Origin of the sequence: Pseudoalteromonas sp. SG41-1 (genome assembly GCF_014164575.1) — a bacterium.
GTDB classification, from domain to species: Bacteria; Pseudomonadota; Gammaproteobacteria; order Enterobacterales; family Alteromonadaceae; genus Pseudoalteromonas; species Pseudoalteromonas rhizosphaerae.
In genome coordinates, this window is sequence record NZ_JACJFL010000002.1 from 191,747 (window position 1) to 216,189 (window position 24,443).

The 24,443-nt window shown below is 41.2% G+C and carries 14 protein-coding genes and 4 pseudogenes; 9 read left to right on the forward strand and 9 right to left on the reverse strand.

Annotated features, from left to right (window positions below):
• Positions 1-297 precede the first annotated feature (297 nt).
• The 4 genes from H5203_RS02370 to H5203_RS02385 form a co-directional block, all read right to left on the reverse strand.
• Entirely contained in the window at positions 298-2,856 is a 2,559-nt protein-coding gene (locus H5203_RS02370) for a TonB-dependent receptor (protein ID WP_182730907.1), read from the reverse strand.
• Positions 2,857-3,656: 800 nt separating this feature from the next.
• Positions 3,657-4,883, reverse strand: a complete 1,227-nt coding sequence (locus H5203_RS02375; protein WP_149980016.1) for a threonine/serine exporter ThrE family protein — start codon at positions 4,881-4,883, stop codon at positions 3,657-3,659.
• Between the two features lie 117 nt (positions 4,884-5,000).
• Positions 5,001-6,221 (reverse strand): glycosyltransferase, encoded by a 1,221-nt coding sequence (locus H5203_RS02380; RefSeq protein ID WP_182734026.1) that lies wholly within the window; start codon positions 6,219-6,221, stop codon positions 5,001-5,003.
• Positions 6,218-7,225, reverse strand: coding sequence for a LacI family DNA-binding transcriptional regulator (locus H5203_RS02385; protein WP_145234263.1), 1,008 nt, complete (start codon positions 7,223-7,225; stop codon positions 6,218-6,220). The genes H5203_RS02380 and H5203_RS02385 overlap by 4 nt, the downstream gene beginning before the upstream one ends.
• A gap of 174 nt (positions 7,226-7,399) precedes the next feature.
• Here H5203_RS02385 and H5203_RS02390 point away from each other — a divergent pair, with 174 nt between their 5' ends.
• From H5203_RS02390 to H5203_RS02420, 7 genes and pseudogenes are all read left to right on the forward strand, one after another.
• On the forward strand, positions 7,400-9,853 hold the full coding sequence (locus H5203_RS02390; RefSeq protein WP_259401900.1) for a prolyl oligopeptidase family serine peptidase: 2,454 nt from the start codon (positions 7,400-7,402) through the stop codon (positions 9,851-9,853).
• Between the two features lie 71 nt (positions 9,854-9,924).
• Positions 9,925-10,149, forward strand: a pseudogene (locus tag H5203_RS02395) (alpha/beta hydrolase family protein); the annotation flags it as partial.
• Positions 10,150-10,220: 71 nt separating this feature from the next.
• Positions 10,221-10,445, forward strand: a pseudogene (locus H5203_RS02400) (alpha/beta hydrolase family protein); the annotation flags it as partial.
• Between the two features lie 83 nt (positions 10,446-10,528).
• Positions 10,529-10,741 carry a S9 family peptidase gene (locus H5203_RS02405; protein ID WP_182819313.1) on the forward strand — a complete coding sequence of 71 codons (213 nt, stop codon included), beginning with the start codon at positions 10,529-10,531 and terminating at the stop codon, positions 10,739-10,741.
• Between the two features lie 71 nt (positions 10,742-10,812).
• Positions 10,813-11,037 (forward strand): annotated as a pseudogene (locus H5203_RS02410) (alpha/beta hydrolase family protein); the annotation flags it as partial.
• A 71-nt stretch (positions 11,038-11,108) separates the two neighbouring features.
• Positions 11,109-11,333, forward strand: a pseudogene (locus tag H5203_RS02415) (alpha/beta hydrolase family protein); the annotation flags it as partial.
• Positions 11,334-11,690: 357 nt separating this feature from the next.
• The gene (locus H5203_RS02420; protein ID WP_182819315.1) at positions 11,691-14,423 is read left to right on the forward strand and encodes a choice-of-anchor I family protein; all 2,733 of its coding nucleotides are present in this window, start codon (positions 11,691-11,693) and stop codon (positions 14,421-14,423) included.
• Between the two features lie 305 nt (positions 14,424-14,728).
• Here H5203_RS02420 and H5203_RS02425 read toward each other — a convergent pair whose 3' ends face one another.
• The 3 genes from H5203_RS02425 to H5203_RS02435 all read right to left on the reverse strand — a co-directional run bounded on the left by H5203_RS02425 (position 14,729) and on the right by H5203_RS02435 (position 19,490).
• Positions 14,729-15,121 (reverse strand): GreA/GreB family elongation factor, encoded by a 393-nt coding sequence (locus tag H5203_RS02425; RefSeq protein WP_182730903.1) that lies wholly within the window; start codon positions 15,119-15,121, stop codon positions 14,729-14,731.
• Between the two features lie 230 nt (positions 15,122-15,351).
• Positions 15,352-18,441: an efflux RND transporter permease subunit gene (locus H5203_RS02430; protein WP_182819316.1), complete on the reverse strand. Its 3,090-nt coding sequence runs from the start codon at positions 18,439-18,441 to the stop codon at positions 15,352-15,354.
• Positions 18,441-19,490: an efflux RND transporter periplasmic adaptor subunit gene (locus H5203_RS02435; RefSeq protein WP_182819317.1), complete on the reverse strand. Its 1,050-nt coding sequence runs from the start codon at positions 19,488-19,490 to the stop codon at positions 18,441-18,443. The genes H5203_RS02430 and H5203_RS02435 overlap by 1 nt, the downstream gene beginning before the upstream one ends.
• Before the next feature lie 170 nt (positions 19,491-19,660).
• Here H5203_RS02435 and H5203_RS02440 point away from each other — a divergent pair, with 170 nt between their 5' ends.
• Positions 19,661-20,266 (forward strand): TetR/AcrR family transcriptional regulator, encoded by a 606-nt coding sequence (locus H5203_RS02440; RefSeq protein WP_145234238.1) that lies wholly within the window; start codon positions 19,661-19,663, stop codon positions 20,264-20,266.
• 17 nt (positions 20,267-20,283) lie between these two features.
• Here the strand turns inward: H5203_RS02440 and H5203_RS02445 are convergent, their stop codons facing one another.
• A complete protein-coding gene (locus H5203_RS02445) occupies positions 20,284-20,973 on the reverse strand; it encodes a VC0807 family protein (RefSeq protein WP_149980025.1) in 690 nt (229 codons plus the stop codon).
• Positions 20,974-21,080: 107 nt separating this feature from the next.
• Entirely contained in the window at positions 21,081-21,989 is a 909-nt protein-coding gene (locus tag H5203_RS02450; RefSeq protein ID WP_149980026.1) for a LysR family transcriptional regulator, read from the reverse strand.
• Positions 21,990-22,109: 120 nt separating this feature from the next.
• Between H5203_RS02450 and H5203_RS02455 the strand changes: the two genes are divergently transcribed.
• Positions 22,110-24,098 (forward strand): ligand-gated channel protein, encoded by a 1,989-nt coding sequence (locus H5203_RS02455; RefSeq protein ID WP_182819318.1) that lies wholly within the window; start codon positions 22,110-22,112, stop codon positions 24,096-24,098.
• The last annotated feature ends 345 nt before the right edge of the window (positions 24,099-24,443 follow it).

Below are 24,443 nucleotides of genomic sequence, written 5' to 3' on the forward strand. Positions count from 1 at the left end.
ATTAAGAATTTGTAACGACAAAATCTTGTTGTTTGTTTACTGTAATGACTAACTGTGCTTTCTGACACGTATTATGCTTCGCCGATGTTGATCGAGTAACTTTTTTACCTATTGATTGTACTTGTTTTGTTTATTATTACTAGCGCCTTTGTGCTACTAATAATGGTAATTTCCTAAGCATGAAAAAAAGCAGGCAGTCAAATGACTACCTGCTTTAAACCCCTGGGCATAGGGGCGATGCCGTCCTTGGCGAGAGTCGAATACCTGTGTTAGCTTGGAGTTCGACAAAAATGGATATTAAAAGTTAAAACGTACTCCGGCTACAAAACGACGACCATCCGCGTAAACACCGGTCAGTGCTTGTTGCACACCTTTTTCTTGATAGCTAAAGGTATGCTCGTCTGTTAAATTAATTGCCTCTAACACAAGCGCTAGATTATCGTTTACGTTATAGGTAAAGTTCGCATCCACCTGACCATAATCATCAACATAACCATGGCCTTGGCCTGAGTTGTAACCAGTACGGAAGTTATATGAAATACGGGTACTAAAGGTTTCTGTTTCATAGTAAGTACTTAAATTGACTGTGTGTTCAGAGTTACCTGGAATAATCGTATCATTGCCATCTGCATCTTTTGCTTCACCATCGACAAATGTGTAGTTAGCATTTAAGCCAAAACCATCAAGGATTTCTTGTTGATAACCAAGTTCAAGACCTTGGATACGACCCGATCGACCGTTAGTAGGGCGGTTTACTAAGATCTCAACACCTTCATGTATTTCAAGGTTTGGTGAAACATCTAAGAAAGATTGAATATCTTTGTAAAATACAACAGCTGAGAATAAACCTGCGTCACTGAAATACCATTCAACCCCAGTATCAAACTGGGTTGCACGATATGGGTCTATATCAGGGTTACCACCGCTGCCTGTCTGTGTTTCGAGGTTATAAGAGGTTGAAGGAGTCATTGATGCATAATCTGGACGAGACATAACACGTGCTGCACTGAAGCGCAGTAGTACATCGTCATCTAAATCAATTGCTAGATTGATGCTCGGTAAAATATCAAAATAGTCACGGTCATCATTGGTCCATACTTCCGAGCCACTTTCACCTACATAGGCTGCCGTTGATTGCTGAGTTTGCACCAAACGAACACCTAAGTTACCGCGCATACCTTCAACATCTATATCTGCTTTGATATAACCTGCGGTAATTTTTTCTTCAACCTCAAAGGTACTCGCTTTGAGTACACGGTAGTTCCAATCAAGAGCATCACCTTCACGGCGAACTTTATCTGAGTCGGTGATTGCGTAATTACTCAGTGTACCGTCAGAGCCTAGGCCTGATAAATAATCTGATGGCATTGATAGCGAATAGTCTGCTAAGTTCCAGCCCAAATCGGTGCGGTTATCAGTGGTGTGTTTAGTATTAAAACGTGAATGGTCTCGGTACTTTAAGCCAAACTTAACTTTACTAAAGACAGCGATGTCAATTGGGCGCGTAAAATCAACTTGTAGGTAAGTTTCATCATCTTTGGCATTATTATTATCGTAACGTAAAAAACCTAGATCCCAGTTTTTACCATCAGCTGGATCTGCACCATAGCTAGTACGCACATCTTCTACATTTGAGGTGTCGAAACTATGTATATAGTTACCTTCCCAACCAACACTGCGATCAGCTTGCGAGCCGCCGCTGCCTTCGGTATATCCAACATGTACACTGGTCAACCATAAATCACCTTGGTAATCCGCTTTTAAATCGTATGACTTAGTGTTGATTTCAGAGTTACGTACTTTGGTCTCATCAAGAATATTATTAGCCGTCGGTGATAACCCTAAAGTCCCGCCAACGAGCATAGTACCAACTTGATCATTTTCTATTAATGTGACATCAGTGTATTGTGAGCCACCGTAACCAGGCAGCCAAAGAAAGTTTTGATTTTCATTATTTGCTTCAAGGGTCGAATCAAGGGCATTGAAGGTTAAATCTAATTGCTCAGTAGGTTGATACTGCACAGCTAAATTGATACCGGTACGGATACGCTCTTGTAAAAACATGGCAGAACCACCACCGCCTGGGCTGTATACGTCTTTGTACTCAGTACCATCTTCTAAGGTGATATCACGTTTTGCCCAGCTCCATGATTCAATACCATCACGGCGCAAATTACGCTGTTGGCGAACCAATGAAATAAGTGCACCGAAGGTTTCGTCTTCAGTTTTAAAGTTGTACATTGCAGAGAGTTGTGGGTCGGTTTCGCCTGAAATTTCACTGTATTGAGCAAGTACTGAGCCGGCAAATTTATTCGCTTCTAAATCAAGCGGCTTACGAGTTCGTACTATAACAGTTCCACCTATAGAACCTTCATCGATGTCGGCTTCAGGTGATTTATAAACTTCTAATCCAGATACAACTTCAGAGGGCAGCATCGTGTAGTTAAAACCACGGCTTGCGGCAGAGTTTGTCCACCAATCGGCAGAGCCAACAGCTTGGCCATTCAATAATGTGCGGTTTTGGCTCTCGCTCGTACCACGAATACTAACACGTTCTCCTTCACCAAAGTTACGGCTAATTGATACGCCAGTTATGCGTTGCAGTGATTCTGCAACATTTTGATCGGGGAATTTACCGATATCTTCCGCAGTTACTGCATCGACTATGGCATTTGAATAGCGTTTAGTATTTAGCGATTTAACAACGCTGCCACGAATACCACGAACTTGGATTACTTCAACTTCATCTGTGCTTTTAAGCTCGGCGCCGTGGGCTACCATAGGTAAGCTCAATGCCGATGTAATAAGTGATGCGCTAACTGCTAAATATAGCTTATTTATTTTTACTTTTAACATCCTCGATTCCCCTTGAATCAAAACTTTATTTTGTTGTATCAGATTGTGTATATGTTATTCGTACCTATGTATTCACTTTTAAGATCCGAATTGCATTTAAGACGCTGTCTACAAACTTAAGCTGGCAACTAAGGGAGATTAGTTTATGGCTACCTTTATTTGTAAAAGTAACCTGTACCAGCTTTGTTTGTGCCTCTATTAAACGCCTTTTTAAAAATAGAGTCTTGAATTTGGATGAATAGTTGTGAAAGTGACAAAATTGAAAATAAAATGATGCAGTTTGCTTTTTAATTTATTTATATCAATAGTTTAAATTTATTATTTATTTTTGTTTTTTAATAAATTAAGTTTACTCAATCTATTTTGTGATTTTAATTTTTACAATTCACAACTAGTGGATTAAAAAATGAAAGGAAAAAGGTAATTGAACAAGATTATTGGCATTAGTACACCCGACGTTTATTTAGAACGTTTAATTACGAGCGTATTTTTGTGGCTAAAAATGAGTGGGAAAATTATAAAGATTGATGCAGGACGGATCTGATTATCTTAGATTTATTGAAAGTGCTTATACCAATCGTGTTAAGTTACTGACCATTTAGCTCGCTAGAATGGTTAAATATTTAAGTCGATTGGTATTATAACCCTTTAAGGTTTGATACTTAAGAAGAGTTGATCGCAGAGTTTTTTAGCAACTCATTAACGGCGAGTTAAGATTTCACGATAGGGAAGTAACTAAGAGCAATAGGTTCACGTTTACTTTTAAATTAAGCGCCTAGCAGGCTAGACACTTAATTGCTTTATAAACTCTTTTTCGGTGGGAGTGCAACGTTGGCAAAGATTAATCCAGCCACCAATGACATAAATATTAGGAAGGTTTGTTGGCCGATGTGCTCAGCATACACAAAGTCTTGCCCTTCAATTAATGAGTTTAGACCTATGTAAGTTTTGCTACCTGGAACTAATACAATCAAGCCTTGCATGGCAACAATTGAGGCAGGAGCGTTTGCTACGCGGTTAAATAGGTTACTAAATACACCCACCGCAAATGCACCTACAAATGTTCCTAAGGTGTAATCTAAATACATCGCAGAGCCAATACTGCTGCCATAAGCGATAAAGCCAGAGGCGATAGACCATGTAGCATGTTTTAGTTTGGTTCTAAAAATAACGATTAAGCTGCTACAGAGTAAAAAGATTGCCAACCAAGCCGTCCATTTAGGTAAAGGGTCAGGTTGTACGAAATCGGCTTGGCCAAATAGTGCAAAACCAATCGCAATGCCGATGAAGGCACCAAAATACAGTTTAAACAACAGCATAAAAGCATCCATCACACGCGCTGTACCAGAAACTAAATGCCGCGCTGCAAGTTCTGCTAGGCCCAGTGCTAATGCAAGCCCGGGTATAAACACAATAATCGCAGACAATACCACTAAACGAATATTAATCCCGACGTCTAAATGCACGCTTACAGCGCAGGCCAAAATAGCCGAGACTATCGCCACTAATGGCTCTAACATATGGCCTACGCGTTTTGAACGCGCTGACCACAGTACAAATAAGTAAACGACAGAGGTAAGTAGCGCTGACCAAAATACGTCATTCCAGCTGGTGCCCATCAGCATTGCAAATGCGCCGCCAGAGGTAGCAAAGGCAACCCCTGTGGTAAAGCGATTATACGGATTTGGCATAATAAAAATGGCGTCGAGTTGAACGTCAACTTCTTGTAGCGTGAGTTCGCCATTGAGCATTTTATTAACCAGATCATCGGTATCGGCTAACGACCCTAAATCGTGATCACCAGGATCAACACGGGCAACGTGAGTATATTCATCTTCATGGCCATCTGTCCAAATCACAAAAGTTACGGAAGTGGGTGACATTACAAATGAAGATTTAAGATCAAGGTAAGTAGCCACTTCCATTAAGTGAGCTTCGAGTCGATAAGCTGGGGTACCATACTTATGAAGCATCTTACCCAGTTTAACGATAAATTTGCGCTTTTCTGTAAACGTTGCGGTTTTCAAATTTGTATTGAGCCAAAATTTAAATTATTCAGTTAAAAAATATAGACAATACATCTAAATTTGCCTACCTAGTTTGGCGGGAATTTTAAACACTAATCACCGCCTGTCTAGTTTTTTTTATTTGTTTTTAGCTTCAATCCACTGTGCCATATATTGAGTGCTGCGCATTGTGTGATGTTTGAGCATTTGGCCTGTGAAATTTGCTTCGCGGTGAGCTTGCAATTGCTCTTTAATTGATTGAATTTTAATGATTAAATTATTAGATAAAAGCTGTTTGTCGTAGTGCGTTTTTAATATCGTATTACCGGCTGTTTGTGCCTGCGTAAATAAACTTTTATTTTGATACAGTGCCACAGCGGCATCGGCAAATTGCTGTGGCTCATTTTCAACCACACCACTCCAAGGTAAATCATGGTGCATGCCCTCACTACCAATTGTCGTTGTAACACTGGGTGTTTGCATGATCATCGCCTCTAACAGCTTTCCTTTAATGCCAGCACCAAAACGCAGCGGTGAGATACACACACGCGCACTTTCCATTACTTGATAAGCATCAGTGGCCCAACCTTTAATTAAAAAGCCAGTTTTAGGGTTATTGAGTGCCGTGGCTTTTGGTGGTGGGTAAGAGCCATAAATATGTAACTCAGCCTGCGGTAATTGTTTACGGATCAGCGGCCAAATTTGCTGTAAGTACAACACTGCATCCCAGTTTGGGGCGTGGCGAAAATTACCTATGGTCATAAAGTGTTGGCGTTGCTCAAACGATTTAGTTTGTTCAGGGAGTGAGCTTAAATCGACCATAAAAGGCAGATGATGCAATAAGTTACTGTCGACTTTAAATACATCAGCAAGTAATTGCATTTCAAAACTTGAGATAATCAAACTTAAATCACAGCGTAAAATAGCGGCTATTTCTCGTTTGGCGATGTCAGAATGTAAATCACTATGATTAAATGCTCGGTTGCCTTTATGCGCTTCATGGCGGGCATTGCGTAAGCATTGTAAATCTTCAGTATCAAGGATTTTTACTGCGTTAGGGCAATGTTTATCTACTCGCCAGCCAAATTGTTCTTCCATCATAAAACGGTCAAACATGACGATATCAGGGGCGTAGTTGATAACATATTCATCAAAACTTGCACAATTAAGGGCAATAGTTGCGCTGCTGATCCCGTAGTCATCCAGATTAACCATATGCTCGGTTTTTTGTGCGGGACTGGCAAATTCAACCGCCCAATTTTCATTTTTAAACGCTTTTAATAGCGACATCATATGAGTGCCGGCCGCTGATGAATTTGGTTCTGGCCATACATAGCCAATTACTAAGACTTTTTTCATTGACTTGAAGCTCTTACTTGCAGATGAACATCGACTAAAGTGCGCACCGCAGGGGTGCCTTGATTAAGTAATTCTTGCAGTACTTGGCAAGTATGTTTACCAATATCGTCTGCATTTATGGTGACACTGCTTAATGATGGAGACATTAAACATGAATCAGCTAAATCATCAAAACCGACTACTTTTATATCTTTACCGGGGATCAAACCATGTTGGCGAATGGCTTCGACGACACCGTATGCAATAACATCATTAAAACAAATAATCGCTTTAGTCGCAGGGTATTGCGCATACAACGTAGCAAAGGCATCGCGCCCGCCTTGACGGTTCGTGGCGGCGGTGATCGTTGGTTTGTCTTGATGGATATTAAATTGCTTTAAGGCACTGTGAAAACCACTTAAACGTTCATGATGATCAGAAATATCATTAGTTCCACCTATAAAAGCAATATCCTCAATACCTTGTTGTAAAATATGGCTAGTGGCTAGATGAGTGCCTTTTTTATTGTCCGGTAATATTGTCGGGGCGGCACAAAAAGGCACTTCGCGCATAATGTGAATGACCGGGAAACCACTATTGATAAGTTCATCAACCCACTGCTGGGTAGTTCCCGGGGCAGGGCACATGATAAATGCGGCAACATTATATTCTTTGAGTGTTTTAACAACTTGTGTTTGGCGCTCCACACTTTCGGCGGTGTTCACTAACATCGGCAGCATGCCAAGGGTATGAATATGGTTTTCAAGTCCTACCGCTATTTGCGCAGAGTAAGGGTTAGTTAAGTCATTAATAACTAACGCCACTAAATTAGAACGGCGACTTCTCAGTGCTGCCGCATCTCTATTATATACATAGCCAAGCTTATCAATGGCATGCAATACTTTTTCTTTGCTTTTATCACTGACTTTGTCACTGTGTGTAAGCACTAACGACACCGTTGACTTAGAAACTTGTGCTTCTCTGGCAACGTCAAAAATAGTTATTTTATCGGTTTTTTTTTTCATTTTAATGTATGCGTCAGCAATTGCTTGAACGAAGGATCCAGTTTAACGCAGTTTGAGCTAATAAGTCATCTATCGGCGTTATTGAAGGTAGAATCGTAAAAACTTTATGAATGTTGCAAAACATGTTTATATACAGGAATTAATAAAAAATACCAAGGATACACTATGAAAAGCATGCTGCTTTTATTCGCCCTCTTATTGAGTGTTGGCTTTAGTCATTTTAGCCATGGCGCGCAGGGGTATCAAACCCCATCAAGTGATTTAGCCGCGCTGGTTGATGCTAAATTAGCACCGAGTAGCTACCTATCTGCTGATGGTCAATGGTTAGCGCTGTTTGAGCGAAAACGTATTGAAACATTAGATGATTTAGCAAAAGAAGAATTGAAATTGGCGGGTATAAAGTTAAACCCGGCAAACTTTTCACGCTCACGTCCTCGCACTAAATTTAGTGCGTTACAAGTTAAACATATTGCGACTGGCGCTGTGATTACCGTTAATAATTTACCTCAAGGGGTGATCCGCTCACCTAAATGGTCAAGTAATAGCGAATATTTAGCGTTTATTGTTGAGCAACCAACTCAGGCGCAATTGTGGGTGTATAACGCCGAAACTAAACAAGCACGTCAGTTGTCAACTGTGGCTCTTAATTCAGTGCTAACAGCCACCCCTTATCAATGGTTACCAGATAGCACGGCAATTGTTGCTAACCAAGCGGTTAACCTTGGCAAGCCGAAATTAGTTAGTGATGCAAATAGCGTTGTGCCGGTTATTCAACAAAGTAGCGGTCAAAAAGCGCCAGCACGGACTTACCAAAATTTATTAACCAGCCCGTTTGATGAGTTGCAGTTTAAGTTTTACGGCCAAGGTCAATTAACTTATATTCCTCTGAGCGGTGTTGCGTTATCGATTGGCAAACCAGCATTATTTAAATCATTTTCGATCTCGCCTGATTCAACCAATATTTTAGTAGCCACTATCGACGAACCATTTTCGTATCAAGTACCCTATAGCCGCTTTGCGACAACGTGGCAGGTGCTTGGCATGCGTGGTTATACGTTAGCGCAATTGTCTAAACAGCCACTGGCCGACAACATTCCACAAGGTTATGACAGTGTGCGAACGGGTCGTCGTGATTTTCAGTGGCGTGATGACCAAGGTGCCGAACTCATTTGGGCGCAGGCGCAAGATGGCGGCGATATGAAAACCGATGTGCCGTATCATGATCATCTATATAGTTTACGCTCACCTTTTAAACGTGAACCAAAACTATTTGCTAAACTAGAACGACGTTTTTCAGGTATTGAGTGGGCGAATGAAAACGTTGCGTTTTTAACCGAGTGGCGTTTTAGTGATCGCCAGTTACGTACCTATGTGATCCAACCACGCGATGCGGATAATAACCGCGTATTGTTTTCACAGCGCAGCTATAACGATGCTTATAAAGATCCGGGCGACGCTATTTATGAGCGAAATGATCTCGGTGTAAACGTTATTAAAGTGGTTGGTGGACGTTATATATTTTTGCGCGGTGATGGTGCGTCAGAGCAAGGGAATGTGCCATTTTTAGATCAGTACGACATTAAGACCAATACAACCAAACGTTTATGGCAATCAAAAGCGCCATATTACGAGCGAGTTCGTGCCATGCTTGATGATGAAGGTGAGCGATTAATTACTATTCGTGAATCTAAGACCGAACAACCTAACTTCTTTATTCGCGATTTAGATGCCGACACTCTGACTCAGCTCACTACCTTTGAGCATCCATACCCGGCGTTTAAAGGGGTGACTAAAGAACTTGTACGTTACCAACGTGATGACGGTGTTGAACTCTCTGGTACGCTATATTTACCTCCAGGTTACGATAAAACGCAAGGTCCATTACCTGTATTAATGTGGGCATACCCACTGGAATATAAAGATAAAGCAGTTGCATCGCAAGTACGTGAATCGCCGTACGAATTTACCTACATAGGTTATTGGGGGCCAATGCCTTACCTCGCAAAAGGTATTGCTGTATTTGATGATCCGAAGATGCCAATCGTCGGTGTTGATGGTAAAGAGCCAAATGATTTATTTAGAAAGCAGTTAGTTGCAAGTGCCAAAGCTGCGGTAGATGTGCTGGTCGAAAAAGGCATTGCAGATAAAGATAAAATCGCCATTGCAGGCCACTCATATGGCGCCTTTATGGTAGCAAACTTATTAGCTCACAGTGATTTATTCAAAACCGGTATTGCCCGCAGTGGCGCCTATAACAGGACCTTGACACCGTTTGGGTTTCAAGGAGAAGAACGTGATTTTTGGCAAGCACAGGATGTATACGCCAATATGTCACCGTTTTTTCATGCTGAAAAAATTAACGAGCCGATGTTAATGATCCACGGCCAAGAAGACCCGAATTCTGGCACCTTCCCAATGCAAAGCGAGCGTATGTACGCTGCGCTCAAAGGTTTAGGTAAAGAAGCGCGTTTAGTGATGTTACCTTACGAAGCTCACGGCTACCGTGCTCGCAAGAGTTTACTGCATGTGCTTTGGGAGCAAGAGCAATGGCTCGAAAAGTACTTGTTAAGTGACGAAGCTCCTGTAAGCGATGCTCAAGCAAATACTGAACCTTCTGTTTCAGAGTAAATTGAAAGCGCGGTTTATGCCGCGCTTGTTAATTTAATTATATGGGGAAGAAGACCCACCCTTAATCTCACGGCACCTTCCCAATGCAAAGCGAGCGTATGTACGCTGCGCTAAAAGGTTTAGGTAAAGAAGCGCGTTTAGTGATGTTACCTAACGAAGCTCACGGCTACCGTGCTCGCAAGAGTTTACTGCATGTGCTTTGGGAACAAGAGCAATGGCTGGATAAATACTTGTTAACTGACGAAGCTCCTGCAAGCGATGCTCAAGTAAATACTGAGCCTTCTGTAACAGAATAAATTCAAAGCGCGGTTTATGCCGCGCTTGTTAATTTAATTATATGGGGAAGAAGACCCACCCTTAATCTCACGGCACCTTCCCAATGCAAAGCGAGCGTATGTACGCTGCGCTCAAAGGTTTAGGTAAAGAAGCGCGTTTAGTAATGTTACCTTACGAAGCTCACGGCTACCGTGCTCGTAAGGGTTTACTGCATGTGCTTTGGGAGCAAGAGCAATGGCTGGATAAATACTTGTTAACTGACGAAGCTCCTGTAAGCGATGCTCAAGTAAATACTGAGCCTTCTTTAACAGAATAAATTCAAAGCGCGGTTTATGCCGCGCTTGTTGATTTAATTATATGGGGATGAAGACCCACCCTTAATCTCACGGCACCTTCCCAATGCAAAGAGAGCGTATGTACGCTGCGCTCAAAGGTTTAGGTAAAGAAGCGCGTTTAGTGATGCTACCTTACGAAGCCCATGGTTATCGTGCCCGTAAAAGCTTATTACATGTTTTATGGGAACAAGAGCAGTGGCTGGATAAATACTTGTTAACTGACGAAGCTCCTGTAAGCGATGCTCAAGCAAATACTGAACCTTCTGTTTCAGAGTAAATTGAAAGCGCGGTTTATGCCGCGCTTGTTAATTTAATTATATGGGGAAGAAGACCCACCCTTAATCTCACGGCACCTTCCCAATGCAAAGCGAGCGTATGTACGCTGCGCTAAAAGGTTTAGGTAAAGAAGCGCGTTTAGTAATGTTACCTTACGAAGCTCACGGCTACCGTGCTCGCAAGAGTTTACTGCATGTGCTTTGGGAACAAGAGCAGTGGCTGGATAAATACTTGTTAAGTGACGAAGCTCCTGCAAGCGATGCTCAAGTAAATACTGAGCCTTCTTTAACAGAATAAATTCAAAGCGCGGTTTATGCCGCGCTTGTTGATTTAATTATATGGGGAAGAAGACCCATCCTTAATCTCACGGCACCTTCCCAATGCAAAGCGAGCATATGTACGCTGCGCTCAAAGGTTTAGGTAAAGAAGCGCGTTTAGTGATGTTACCTTACGAAGCTCACGGCTACCGTGCTCGCAAGAGTTTACTGCATGTGCTTTGGGAGCAAGAGCAATGGCTCGAAAAGTACTTGTTAAGTGACGAAGCTCCTGTAAGCGATGCTCAAGCAAATACTGAACCTTCTGTATCAGAGTAAATTGAAAGCGCGGTTTATGCCGCGCTTTTTATGCCAAAAAGTGTCCCTCACAATTTTAAGTATTTTATAAATTTTTTCTATTGCGCAGAGTTACAATCTGATATTCAGTACATCACTACAGCTATTAGTTAGAGAGCAACGGCAAGTAAATTCAACGTAGTTAGAGTTGGAAATTACTACCTGCACGTCTGAATTTTGGTTATTTAGAATGAGGTGAATTATAAATTAAATCATGACCTTATAGTTTATTCTCGTTCGCAATGTCATCCCATTGACATGATAATTACATTTAGCTGTCAATATTACGCTTTAGGGTATCGTGATTAATTAAAACTAAAACGATACCAAGGAAATGTGATGAAATTGAAACCGATAGTAGGCAGCTTATTAATGCTAGGTCTAGTAAGTGGCTGTGATCTAGCAGATGATGATAATGATTTAGAGCCTTTGCGTTACCAACTGATATTAAATATCACAGAGCAAAGTGCTGGAAACGTAGTAATAAGTCCAGAGCGTGCTGATTATGAGCAAGGTGCTATTGTTATGCTAAACGCTCAGGCTGCACAAGGATATAAATTTGTTTCATGGTCTGGCGATATTGGTAACGCAGACTATAGCGCGACTTCTTTAACTCTTACAATGAATAACCATAAAGAGGTTACTGCAACATTTAGCCAAATTACTGAGACACCATCAGCAGGGCAAGTGGTGATCAACGAGGTGCGTTCAAATGAAGGCGGTTATGATTTTATTGAGTTGTTTAATAACTCTGAACAAGCATTTACCTTTAGTGAGGCTAATTGGGCAGTAAATGATTTAAAAGGCTTTGAGATTGATAAAGAGCCGGGCATTAAAATTCCACAAGGTACAACCATCGCTGCAGGTGGGTTTTTAGTGATTGCCACAGATCAAACTAGCATTCCATTTGATGCACCAACAGATACTTTAGTTGCCACTGCTGGCGATACTGATTTTGGTTTAGGTAAAGGCGACACCGCATTACTGGTGCACAACAATCAAATTGTAGATAGCGCACATTGGAGTGATGGTAGCCATGTGTCTACATGGGGGCGTTTACCAGATGGTGGTAATTGGCACACTCAAGATGAAGCGCTCGCGCCAACGCCTGGTGCTGCCAATAAATTACCAGCGCCGGTTGATGGTGCAACTGCCGCTAATATTGTGATCAATGAAGTGGTTTCAAAAGGCCGTGATGACGCCGATTTTGATTTTGTTGAGCTGTACAACACATCTTCTGAACCATTTGTTTTTGCAGCTAATGAGTGGGAGTTAGTTGATTTAGACCGTGAAGCGAATAACCAAGCGGGTTTAACTATCCCTGCAGGTACAGAAATTCCTGGCCACGGCTTTATTGTATTATTGCCGAATTTAGTTACGGGTGCTCAGTTACCTAACGGTGCACCCGCAACGGCTATTTTAAATAATAATGAAGACTTTGGCTTAGGCAAAGGCGAAACCATTAAACTAAAATACCAAGGCCAAGTGCATCAACAAGTCAGTTATGGCGATTTCCATGTTAATAGTTATGGCCGTTTTCCTGATGGTATGGAATTTATAGAGCTTGTTGATGAGAATGCGCCACAACTTTATGCCAGCCCTGGACGTAAAAACTTCAAAACTCCTATGCATGTGGGTGCTGCAACTACATTAAATTTCACATCATTTAATGATCAAGAAGCGGCTCTTGAAAGCAAAGGCTTCCGAGTATTTGGTAAAGGTGCAGATTTAGCTGCAGACGTTGAGCCTGAGTATGTCGCCGTATCAGCTGATTCAAGCACTGCATGGGTGTCATTGCAAGAGAATAACGGCCTTGCAAAAATAGACTTAACCACGAAAACTATCACTGATATTTTTCCGCTGGGCTTTAAAGATTATGGTATGGCTGGCAATGAAATCGATGCCAGTGATAAAGATAATATGATCAAACTACAAACCCGCGCAAACGTAGTGGGTATGTATCAACCTGATGGCATCGCAACATTTACACAAGATGGCATAGATTACGTTTTAACTGCCAACGAGGGGGATATACGTGACTGGTTTAGCAACTTCGCTGAAGGTGAGAAAGTTGCAGATATCGTGCTTGATGAGTCGGTATTTACAGACGTAAGTATATTACAAAACAACGTCGAATTAGGGCGTTTATTAGTATCGCAATATGTTGATTCTGATACTGCAGCATCAAGTCATAATAAACTCTATAGTTTTGGTGCACGTTCATTCTCAATCTTCAATGGTGATACCGGTGAGCAGGTGTTTGATAGTGGTTCATCACTTGCCTTTGAAGCTAATAAAGCCGGCGTTTACCCAGATGGTCGCAGTGATGCGAAAGGCACTGAGCCTGAGAGTGTAACAACAGGTATGGTTGCCAATAAGCGCTATGCATTTATTGCTTTAGAGCGTGCTGATGCGGTTGCAGTATATGATATTAGTGATGTTAATGCCGTAAGTTTTGTGCAAATGCTCGTTACCCAAGGTGATGATGCGCCAGAAGGGGTGTTATTTATAACCGCTGATCAAAGCCCAACGTCAAAAGCGCAGCTGGTAGTTGCAAACGAAGACAGTGGTAATATCACCGTCTATAGTGAAAACAACGAAGGCAAGTTTGATTTTGCATCACGCTTGTTAATTGAAGGTGGTGAAGGCGCCGCAGAGATCACGGCTTATGATGCACAAACAAAACGTTTATTCGTAGTAAATAACGGCAGCTTGCTTAACGCTCCTCGTATTGAAGTGATTGATTTTGCTAACCCAAATAACATTGCAACACTTGGCGCAATTGATATTAGCTATTACGGTGCAGGTGTTAATTCTGTCGCAGTATCAAACGGAAAACTTGCCGCTGCGATCGAGTCAGGCGTGAAAACTGATACTGGCGTTGTTGCTATGTTTAACACGAGTAGTTATGAGCTTGAAATGATATCTGCGGTCGGAGCACTGCCAGATATGGTAACTTTCAGTCCCGATGGTAAATTAATCATCACCGCTGACGAAGGCGAACCGAGTGAAGACTATAACGTAGATCCGCTAGGCTCTGTATCAATTATTACCGTGCCAACAATACAGTAGCTAATTCAGTTTTATTTAAACTTCATCTATAACAAAGGTCTCTATTGAGGCCTTTTTTATTAATATATTTAAACGATAAAAGCCCGACATTTTTATAATGCCGAGCTTTGGACTTTATTAAGGTTTCCATGAAACGTTATATGTAAAGTGACAACTCTTTACTTTTCGGTTGTCTTTGTTTTCTCTTTACGTATTTTTCGCTTTTCTTTTAACGTCATTTTTGCTGGTTTTTTAGCTTTTTCTTTACTTATTATAAATAACTCCAATTAAATATATAAAAATTAATAAATAAAAATTGAAATGATTTACTCTATATAATTCTCCTTACTATTAATTGCTAATATTTGCCAAGAGTGAAAACATCCATATTCTTTACACTCAAAAATGTGACCTATTTTATGTCCTAAAAGATCAGTACCTATAGAAGAGTGTAATGACACAACATTATTACATAGCCCCTTTTCTGCAGCCGGAACTAAGCTTATACGGCGTTTATAACCCGTATCAGTATGCTGGATGACTACGGTACAGCCAATTTGTACATGTGGGCTAAACTTTGACCAAGGTCGTTGTGAATACTCTATTTTTTGCAACACATGCGCGAGTTTCAGCGGATGTAAAAATGCTGAACTTTGGCTTAAATAGTTTTTATACTTATAAAAAGCAGGGGTTTTGTACCCGAACAGAAAAGCAAACACGGACTAAATCTCCACGAAAACTGAACCGAACTTAAATTTAAAATAATACAGTGAGACTGCCGAGTGTAAGAGTTACACTCGGCTTAAATGTCGAAGGTGAGATTTGTTTTTTGTGGATGAGATATTAATATAAACATGATGTTCCTCTTATTTAAAGTAATCATACCTCATAAAAATATTATATCAATGGTGTTTTATAATTTAAAAATAAAGATATTAATTTAAATTTACTAGTGTGCGTTAATTCCATGTTTTTTTGTGCGTAGCGTGCGTTTTGATACTAAATAATATGCTACAGGAACAAAATAAAATGACAACACAGTGGTTAATACAGTACCACCTGCGATAGCGACGGCAAACGGAGGCCAAAAACCTCCGCCGGCGAGTATGAGTGGTAAAAAGCCACCAACGGTGGTGATGGTAGTGGAGCTGATATGGCGTGAGCAAGTCATCACAGCGGCAACGATTTTGTTTTTATCAGTGAGGGCTTGCAGTGAATTTAACTCTGATAAAATGACAATGGCGGCATTTATGGCCAGTCCCATTAAGCCCAATAAACCAATGATCACAGTAAAACCAAACGGGTAGCCAGCAATAAATACACTGAGCAAGCCCAGCATTGCAGCTTGCAGGGCGTTTATTAAGATTAGCCCTGTGGTGGTAAATGAATTAAATGACATCACCAGTACGGTGATCAATAACACGACAATAATCCCCACTTGGCCAAGCAATTTACTAACCGCTTCGTTGCGTTTTTGCGACTCACCACCGAGCTCTAATCTGTAGCCATGGGGTAATACAAAGCCTGATTGTGCAATGGTGGCGGTTACTTCATTCAGTACGGTTTGCGGTAATACGCCAGTTGCTAAATAAGCTTCGATAATATTAACACGTTCACCGTCACGGCGAGCGATAGAGCCACGAGAAGGGCTCAGTGTTGCACTGGCAAATGATTCAACCACTAGCGGTTGTGCAGTATCTATTTGGTTTGAACTAGCTGGCGTATTTAACTGCGTACTAAATAGCGAGCTAATATCATCTCGGTGCTTATCTGCAACTCTAACGAGTACGGGAACGGTTTCGGTATTATCAATAATACTGCCGACCACGACACCATTGAACTGGTTTTGTAGTTGTGTTGCCATATTACTTAGGCTTAATCCTGCATGAGTCAGCGCTGCTTCATCGGTGTTTAACCATAGTTTAGGCGAGCCCGACAATAAGGTTGGACGGGTGTGGGTTATATCGTTATGAGCAATGAGCTGCGTGCGTAATTGTTGGCCCAGTTCAGAGAGAGTATCTAGGCTTGGGCCATAAATACGCATTTCAATTGGTGCATTGAATGGTGGACCTTGCTCAAGCTTTCTGACTAAAGTTTGTGCGTTTGGAAATGCTTTATCAAGTTGTATCTGCAAGCTTTTTATTAACTCGTTGGCACGTTTAAAGTCGGTTACTTTTACCATCGCTTGCGCATAGTTATTGGCGCCGCGATTACGCTGGAGCATATTATAGTAAAAGCTTGGGAAATTAGTTCCGATCATCCAATCAAGCTTTTCAATGCCTTCAGATTGCCGAATTAGTTGATCCATTTTCTCTATGGCTTGTCGAGTTGATGTAATACTCACATGAGGGGCAAAATGCACTTCAATTTGAAACATATCGCGATCTGAGGGCGGGAAAAACTGCTCGGTGAGTTGTCCTGCCCCAAAAAAACCGGCAACAGGGAGTATAAAGACCAGTAGTAAAGTGAGTATTGGTTTTTCTAGGCTACGTTTTAACGTTGCTTCAAAGCGTTTACTGAGTTTAGGTGTGCGTATACCTTGATAAAAGATACCAGTACGCTGTTCGTTATTGATAAATTGCCCTGCAAATACCACCACTAAAGAGTGTGAAATCAGGTATGAACCAATTAAGGCAAAAATAACACTTAAGGCAATACCGCCAATAAACTCTCCTGCAGCACCTGGCATCAGCACAATCGGTGCAAACGCTAAAATAGTTGTTAGAGTTGAGCCAAGCAGTGGAAGCCAAAAATGTGCCACGGCTTTTTCTACTGCGGCTAAAGCTGTTAGGCCTTGTTGGCGAAAGCGCTGAACAGCATCGGTGATCACAATGGCGTTATCAACCATAATGCCCAGTGCCACGACTAAACCGGTAACCGACATTTGATGAATAGGTAAGCCATAGAGCTGCATACTTACTAACGTAAACAATACGGTTAAAGGTAACGCGGTGCCGACAACCAGAGCAGCTTTAAAACCTAAAGTGATAAATAATACCACTAGAATAAGCACAAACCCCACGGTAATATTGCTGAGTAAATCGGCTAAACGAGTTTGGGTATAACCGCGTTGATCAAAAATATCTTGGAGTAAAATTTGGCTTGGTAAGTCTTGGCTAAAGTTATCGATGGCGACATCAACACGCTTAGAAAAAGTATCGATACGCAAGTTTGGTAACATGCGGATCGCAATATAAATACCGGGTTTTCCATCAATTAATGCAATTTCGTTCACGGGGGTTTTTACTGAGCGAGTAATTTGGGCTACATCAGAGAGTTGATATTGCCCTGCATTTTGATTACTACTTAGTGGAATTGCGCCAATGCGAGCAATCGAGTCAAACGCACCGGTCACTTCAATTTGCATTTGCGATTTGTCATTTGTAAGGGTACCAGCGGCTACTTTTGCATCTGCACCTTGAATAGCTGCATGAATATGCGCTAAAGGAATACCAGCTAAACTGGCTTTTTGTTGATCAACCGCAACTAAAATTTCCTCATCAACTTGGCCAAAAAAATGCACCAACTCCACACCTGAAACATTACGTAATTGATTTTGCAGTTCTTTTGCATAGCGATTAACCGTTGCTAATGTGGTTATATCGTCATTGGCGTTAAGCGATAAGATACGAGTATAAGCATAGCCACGCTCGTCATCCAGTAGCGGTGATGAAGCATTTACTGGCAACTGGTTGTTGACATCACCTAATAAATCACGCATTCGCGACCAAATGGGTTTAACGTTCGTGACTTCGTCTTTTAGCTCAATGGTGATCACTGAGAGCCCAGGACGAGAAATCGACGATAAATGCTTTACTTCAGCTTGGGATTTTAGTTTTTGTTCGATTTTTTCACTTATTTGCACCTCAACTCGTTCAGCACTGGCGCCAGGTAAAGCAGTGGTTACGATAGCGATACGATTAGTTATTCGAGGATCTTCACTGCGCGCTAAGCCACTAATCGCAGCTAAACCACTAACGATAAGTAACGCCACTAAAAGCGCTTGGACACGCCCGTGATTAAATAAATAGCGGATCATCACAGCACCTTGGTTGGTTGATTTGCAACAACATTAACCGAAATGTTGGCCGACAGCTTATGCATGCCATTGGCAACAATTTGCGCACCATTGTGTAATGGGGCGCCAATAAACGCATAGCCATCATGGGCATAATAAAGCTGCACAATGATAGGTTTTAGTACCTTGTTTTTTATTTGATAAACCTGCCAAGTACCGCGCACACCATCGGCAAGGGCATCAAGAGGCACCCAAAAACCGCTTTGTTGCTGATATTGTTGCACTGTTAATTTTGCTAATTGGCCAGCATAAACAACTGCGCTAGTTGGCAAAGCAAAGCGCATTGTTAAGGTTTGTGTATGTGGGTCGATACTCGCTCCTTTACTGATAGATTGTGCAGTAAAGTTTTGTCCGGCAATCTCAATGTCCATGCTATTTTGGATGGTGCTTTGCAGTGTCAGTGGGATCCCCATGCTAACTTGCGCATGTTGGTTTTCGATTAAACGCACAATCGCTGTACTGGCTGCAACAATTTCACCTTGTGAGGCAAAGCGCTGGCCTAAAATACCGTTGAATGGCGCGGTTAAATGTGCCTTTTCAGTGCGGATACTGACTTCATTCAAGCTTGCTGCTATTGCGGCTAGTTCTGCGTTAAGTACAGCGATATTGGTTTTAACTTGGTCAAGTGCCGAGGTGGCCGAGTAGTTCTTTTTATCAAGTTCTGCTAAACGCTTTTTTTCAAGTTCAGCGAAGGTAAGTTGTGCTTGAATTCGTTGTTTTTGCGCCTGAAGTTTTTGTTCTTCGATAACTAAAAGCTGCGTATTTTGGCGTGCAATAATATCACCATGTTTTACTTGCTCGCCTTGATCAAAATAAATTTGTGCAATTTTTCCTGGAAATTCAAAACTCAACTTTGCATCGTTTTGTATGACCACTTTGCCACTAAGCGTACGTGTTTGATAATAGCCCGCCTCTTGTTGTACTGTGTAGGCAGCTACATGAACCAGACTTTCGCCGTAACATATAAATGGTGTGAATAAAATGAATGCACTAAGCAGATATTTTTTCATTATAATATCCTTATTTATCGCCATGTTAAATCAGCGTGGTTAGTCAGGTGCATTAAACACAGTTATGCTTTGTGCTAGACGCAGAATGATTTAGAATTGGACTCAAGAGTCTAATTTTGTATAAATATAAACCAATCAAACTAGACTGTCTAGTTTGATTTGAGGTGAAAATGGAAATAACTACCCTAAGTCGGTCAGAACAAAAACGACAACAAATTATTACAGCTGCAACGACCTTGTTCATGGATAAAGGCTTTCCTAATACCAGCATGGATCAAATTGCTAAATTAGCCCAAGTATCTAAACAAACGGTTTATAGTCATTTCAAAGACAAAAATAATCTATTTGTTGAAACTGTAACAGCGCATTGTTCCTCCTCAAACTTACGTAAAGAGCGTTTTGAGCCAGCGCAAAGCCTAGAGGAAAACTTACTACGTGTTGTGACTAATTTTATTACACTGGTATTTTCACCCGAGGCATTGAAAGTATACGACACGTGCGTAGCGCACAAAGATGAATACCCTGAGTTGGCCTTATTGTTTTATGACGCCGCCCCTAAAGTAGTGATGCAGCAGGTAGAGGTCTGCTTATGTAGTATTGCACAGGCGGGCTTGCTTGATATCGACAACCCTAAGTTTGCCACGTTACAGTTACTGGGCATGGCCACAGGTGATTGGAAATTACGCCATGCACTTGGGCACGCAAAAATTAATGATGTACCGCCAGCAGCATATATTGAAGATTGCGTAAGGCGGTTTATTAAAATGTATCGCTAAGGCTTTTGAGTAACCACTTACTGCAATATAAATTCATCGATAGGTTGTTTAGTTAATTTACCTATTTGCTTAAAAATGAAAATAATTGCTCCGCCTAATAGTACCATAGTCGGCGCCACAATGACTGGGTAGCTTAACCAAGTCATACGTCCTAACTCTTCGGCATAAGCTGTGGTGCCGGGCATACTAACAACAATACTTTTCGCTAAAAAGTAGTTGAGTGTTGCAGATAAAAAGAACGCACTGGCAACAATAAAACCGGCAAGACGCATTTTTGCATCAAATACCGCGGTGTTGTTTTGTTGCTCTAACGAATGCATAAGTTTATCAATATCAAGCAATTCAGGGTTAATTAGTAATTTACGGATCAGCGGATAAGGGGTGTACTGGCTGATCAATACAATCACACCAATAATTGCTGGTACCATCGCTTCTTTAATCGCGATATAAGCTGGGTCAAGTTCAAATAAACTGATACCGCCAGTAAGTAGTACGCTGATAATGCCAAGTACTGAGAAAAAGTTTACTTTGCCTGATTGTTTAAGTTCCCACAAACCAAATAACAGCGGAAAAGCAAGTGCTACCACTACTGCCCATACCGGGCCTAACGTATCAGGTGTACTAAAGCGGCTTAAAATCACCGCAGGTAAAATAATATTAAAAATTATATTACTAAAAAAATTACTCTTCTTTTTTGCCGCTGTCATTATGCATCAATCATTGGTATTCAATACATAAAGTATATACACAAGTTACTTTAAGATATAGACCCGCTGTGTTGCAGTAGTTACAAGTAAGTTTAGGATAATTTGCTTTATGCAGACTGCTTTAATGAATCTGAGATTTCATCACAGTGCTGTTTTAAAATTTCGATAGCCAGTTTGGTTTTACCTGCCAAAATATCTCTTGCTGGGGTAATTGCATACACACTGTAGGTGGGCAGTTGCCAGTCAGTGCATAACTCAACGAGTTCTCCTTCTAGCAATAATGATTGTACTTCTGGCTTTGGTAAAATTGCATAACCAACGCCATCACACACTAATTGAATAATACTGTGCATGTTATTAACCACGATACGTGGTTTTGGGAGCGCTTTTTTTTGGCTGTTTAAACTATGCGTTAGTGGGTGATCTGCAGTGCAATGCGAGATACGAGTATGATGGTTTAACTGCCAAGGCGACAGTGTGCAATGCTCAGCCAATGGGTGACTTTTATGCACACATAATACGAGTGGCCACTTCGCCAAAGGCCGAGCAACTAAACTTGAATCATCCAGCGGGCCAATCGCTATAGCCAAATCAGCGCCCGACTTTATTATATCAAGGGGTTCGTCAGATAAAGTCAGTTGCACATCAAAATCAGGGTACTGGTTGGTTAATTTTTTAAGCGGTTCACTTAATATTCCGCCACCAAATCCAACCGGTGCTACTAACTTTAATTGACCACTAGGGCTGTTTTGTAAATATTGCAGCTTTTCACCAGCTTGTTTTGCAGCGGTGAGGATGGTTACACAGCTTTGATAATAAATCTCGCCAGCCTCGGTGAGTGTCAGTTCTCGTGGACTGCGATTAAATAAGCTCAACTTAATATCAAGCTCTATTTGTTTGATTTGTTGGCTAATTGCTGATGTGGTCATGGCAAGATCAACTGCGGCTTTACTCATACTACCCGTTTCAACAATGCGCACAAATACAGTTAATGTGCGAAGTAATTTTGTATTCATTTGGTTAAGTCTTACTTAATACTGTTTTAAGAAAATACACATTGTAGAAAAAGGAACATCTCACTACCATGCAAACGCTAATTATTATCATTTAAACTGCATTTGTCACGGAGAAAAATCATGAACACGGTAAGTTGTAAGTTAATACCGTTAACTAGCGCCATTTTAACCGCGCTTAGTTTATCCAGCTCAATAGTGTTAGCTGATGAAATGAAACAAGATATGGAAGTTATCGTGGTATCAGCGTCAGGTTATGAGCAAATGTTAAAGGACGCGCCAGCAAGCATCAGTGTGATTGATCGCGCAGATCTGGAAAAACGCTTTTATCGTGACTTAACCGATGCAATGACCGATGTCCCTGGAGTTGTGGTTACTGGCGGTGGCGATCGTAAAGATATAAGCCTGCGAGGCATGGCTAGCCAATACACATTAATTTTAGTTGATGGCCAGCGACAATCATCACGTGAAACAAGGCCAAACAGTGATGGACCAGGTGTTGAAGGTGCATGGACACCGCCAATCTCTGCAATTGAACGCATTGAAGTGATACGTGGGCCTATGTCGTCCTTGTATGGCTCAGACGCTATCGGTGGGGTGATAAACATTATTACTCGAAAAACACCCCTGCAGTGGTATGGTGAGCTGCGTTTAGACAGTACAGTTCAACAAAGTAGCGACTCAGGTAATACTAATCAAGGTAGTTTTTTCGCAGCTGGTGGACTTGTCCCAGAATTATTAGGTGTGCAATTATATGGGCAGTTTTCAAAACGTGACGAAGATAACTTTACTTCAGGCTTTAGGGGCAAAGAGCAAAGTAACCTTAAAGCAAAGTTTATTTTAACGCCAAACGATAATCACGAAATAATGCTAGAGGTTGGCAGCGCGCAGCAAAAATTTGAAAACACACTGGGTAAAACAGTTGAACCATTGGCGCCGGGTGAAAGCTGTGGCCGAAGAGGTTGCCCAGAATCATCGACAACAGAGTATGAGCAACAAACTTACTCGTTAACCCATAACGGTTATTATGACTTTGGTAACTCGCGCAGCTATTTAAAATACGATAAGTACGATAATACTTCTCGTGAAATGTTTGTTGAAAACACGGATGCGCAAACCAGTTGGACTTTACCGATTTTTGCCGGTCATAACGCGACGCTTGGTGCAGCCTACTTAAAAGAAGTGCTTGATGATTACACGAGTAATAGGATCAGCGAGTTAACCCATGTAGAAAATAAACAGTGGTCGGTATTTGCTGAGGATGAGTGGAGCACCAGCGACAAATTTAAGCTCACCACAGGTTTGCGTTACGACCACGACGATAATTTTTCAGGCCATTGGAGTCCACGTTTATATGGTGTTTATACCGTCTCTAAGGCTATCACTATCAAAGGTGGTATTTCGACAGGTTTTAGAGCGCCTAATATTCGTCAATCAAATGCAGACTGGGGACAAGTAAGTCGAGGCGGCAATATCTATGGCAACCCAGATCTTAGTCCTGAAAAGTCATTGAATTATGAAATGGGTATTTATTACGATCCACGTGGTGATTACACAATCTCAAGTACGGTGTTTTACAATGAGTTTGATGACAAAATTACGCGAATTGCATGCCCACTTACGCAATGCACGGATGGCCAAAATCAGTTTGGTTCAGATCCGACAACCTATGTAAATGTTGATGAAGCCGTGACTCAAGGGTTTGAATTTTCAGTTTCTTACGACTTAACCAGCGATTTAGGTTTAAGCGCTAATTACACTTATACCGATTCTGAGCAAAAAACCGGGCAATATAAAGGCAGTCCTCTCAATCAGTTACCTAAACATATAGTGCAAACATCGTTAAACTGGCAGCCAAGCGATAAGTTAGGGGGGTGGTTACGTGTGCATTATCGTGGTGAGGAAAGTCAACCAACCACAGGACCTTCACAAAGCAGCCTAATTGCACCTAACTACACGTTAGCCGATGTGGGTGGTAATTATGTTTTGACTAAAAGCGTAAAGTTAGGCTTTGGTATTTATAACCTATTTGATAAAGATATCACTGAGAATGAATATGGTTATGTCGAAGACGGACGCCGTTATTGGGCATCGCTCGGGTGGCAGTTTTAATGCATACCACTTAGTAACCCCTGCTTAGGTTAAGTAATAAGGTCTCAATTGAGGCCTTATTTTATAAATGGAGCTTTATAACTAACTGAAAATATAAATAAACTATTGCTGATGAAAAGTTTCTACTCTAAAGTTAGGGTAGCGTGTGTTTCTATTTCGAAGTTTGCAGCAATGTGTTTGGCTTTTAGGCTAGGCTGAGCTTATGTAGTGTGGTAATTCCCCATAAATAGGCGATAACGCAGCATAACTGGCAAACATACTATGATCTAAGTGTTAAACCTAAATTGAACAAATTTTAATCCCGAAAGGTCAGTCTCCTTAGTAAGGTAAATATTTAATTACACG

Excerpts from the sequence above, each read along its gene's own strand:
- H5203_RS02385 (WP_145234263.1), bottom strand. The coding sequence starts at position 7,225 with ATGAAAAAAAAAACCGATAAAATAACTATTTTTGACGTTGCCAGAGAA.
- H5203_RS02380 (WP_182734026.1), bottom strand. The coding sequence starts at position 6,221 with ATGAAAAAAGTCTTAGTAATTGGCTATGTATGGCCAGAACCAAATTCA.
- H5203_RS02430 (WP_182819316.1), bottom strand. The coding sequence starts at position 18,441 with ATGATCCGCTATTTATTTAATCACGGGCGTGTCCAAGCGCTTTTAGTG.
- H5203_RS02405 (WP_182819313.1), top strand. The coding sequence starts at position 10,529 with ATGCAAAGAGAGCGTATGTACGCTGCGCTCAAAGGTTTAGGTAAAGAA.
- H5203_RS02445 (WP_149980025.1), bottom strand. The coding sequence starts at position 20,973 with ATGACAGCGGCAAAAAAGAAGAGTAATTTTTTTAGTAATATAATTTTT.
- H5203_RS02370 (WP_182730907.1), bottom strand. The coding sequence starts at position 2,856 with ATGTTAAAAGTAAAAATAAATAAGCTATATTTAGCAGTTAGCGCATCA.
- H5203_RS02420 (WP_182819315.1), top strand. The coding sequence starts at position 11,691 with ATGAAATTGAAACCGATAGTAGGCAGCTTATTAATGCTAGGTCTAGTA.
- H5203_RS02435 (WP_182819317.1), bottom strand. The coding sequence starts at position 19,490 with ATGAAAAAATATCTGCTTAGTGCATTCATTTTATTCACACCATTTATA.
- H5203_RS02450 (WP_149980026.1), bottom strand. The coding sequence starts at position 21,989 with ATGAATACAAAATTACTTCGCACATTAACTGTATTTGTGCGCATTGTT.
- H5203_RS02440 (WP_145234238.1), top strand. The coding sequence starts at position 19,661 with ATGGAAATAACTACCCTAAGTCGGTCAGAACAAAAACGACAACAAATT.
- H5203_RS02455 (WP_182819318.1), top strand. The coding sequence starts at position 22,110 with ATGAACACGGTAAGTTGTAAGTTAATACCGTTAACTAGCGCCATTTTA.
- H5203_RS02390 (WP_259401900.1), top strand. The coding sequence starts at position 7,400 with ATGCTGCTTTTATTCGCCCTCTTATTGAGTGTTGGCTTTAGTCATTTT.